Source organism: Pseudomonas sp. P4_C3 (genome assembly GCF_056402075.1).
Genome location: NZ_JBFUIC010000609.1, coordinates 1 through 1,378 on the forward strand (window position 1 = coordinate 1; position 1,378 = coordinate 1,378).

General features: G+C 60.2%; 2 protein-coding genes. Both read left to right on the forward strand.

The annotated features are described in order from the left end of the window. The coding region (locus tag AC1DVH_RS31120) for a carbon starvation CstA family protein (protein WP_477757020.1) at positions 1–1,086 on the forward strand (1,086 nt) is incomplete at its 5' end. A gap of 2 nt (positions 1,087–1,088) precedes the next feature. Beyond that, a complete protein-coding gene (locus AC1DVH_RS31125) occupies positions 1,089–1,286 on the forward strand; it encodes a YbdD/YjiX family protein (protein WP_007976534.1) in 198 nt (65 codons plus the stop codon). Positions 1,287–1,378: the final 92 nt, after the last annotated feature.

The window sequence follows — 1,378 nt, forward strand, 5'->3', positions numbered from 1 at the left end:
CTGTTCCCGTTCCTGTTCATCACCATCGCCTGTGGCGCGGTGTCGGGTTTCCACGCGCTGATCGCTTCCGGGACCACGCCGAAGCTGCTCGCCAGTGAAGGTCATGCCCGCTACATCGGTTATGGCGGAATGCTGATGGAATCGTTCGTGGCCATCATGGCCATGGTCGCGGCTTCGGTGATCGATCCGGGCGTGTATTTCGCCATGAACAGCCCGGCCGCGGTGGTTGGCGCTGATGCAGTTGCCGTYGCGCAAACCGTCAGCAGCTGGGGTTTTGCCATTACTCCGGAAGCCCTGCAAGCCGTGGCCCATGACATCGGTGAAACCACCATCCTGGCCCGTGCCGGCGGTGCGCCGACCCTGGCGGTGGGGATCGCGCAGATCCTGCACCACGTGTTGCCGGGCGAGAACACCATGGCGTTCTGGTACCACTTCGCGATCCTGTTTGAAGCATTGTTCATCCTGACCGCAGTCGACGCCGGTACCCGTGCCGGGCGTTTCATGCTCCAGGACTTGCTCGGCTCCTTCGTGCCGGCCCTGCGCCGTACCGAGTCCTGGACTGCCAACCTGATCGCTACCGCCGGTTGCGTGGCCATGTGGGGTTATCTGCTGTATCAGGGTGTGATCGATCCATTGGGTGGCATCAACACCTTGTGGCCGCTGTTCGGCATCTCCAACCAGATGCTGGCCGGTATCGCGCTGATGCTCGGCACCGTGGTGCTGATCAAGATGAAGCGCCAGCGTTATGTCTGGGTCACCTTGCTGCCGGCGGTATGGTTGCTGATCTGCACCACGACAGCGGGCTTCATCAAGCTGTTCGATGCCAACCCGGCGATCGGCTTCCTCGCCCTGGCGAAGAAGTACAGCGATGCCCTGGCCAACGGTCAGGTGCTGGCCCCGGCCAAGAGTATCGACCAGATGCAGCACGTGATCTTCAACGCCTACACCAACGCAACGCTGACCGCGCTGTTCCTGTTCGTGGTGTTCAGCATCCTGTTCTTTGCGCTCAAGGTCGGTATTGCCGCCTGGGGCACCAAGGAGCGTACGGATAAGGAAGCGCCATTCCACGCGCTGCCRGATGCCTGATCATGTTCAATGACCTGAGTCGCCTCGGTAAATACCTCGGTCAGGCCGCACGCCTGATGGTCGGCATGCCCGACTACGACAACTACGTCGAGCATATGCAGACCAAACACCCGGACAAACCGGTGATGGACTACGAAGCGTTCTTTCGCGAGCGCCAAGAGGCCCGTTACGGCAGTAAAGCCGGACCGAAGTGCTGTTGAGTGACATAAAAAAACCGGCTGAGCAGACTGTGTGAAAATGCACTGAAGGCCAACCCAACAAATGCCCCGACAAGTCGGGGCATTTGTTTTTG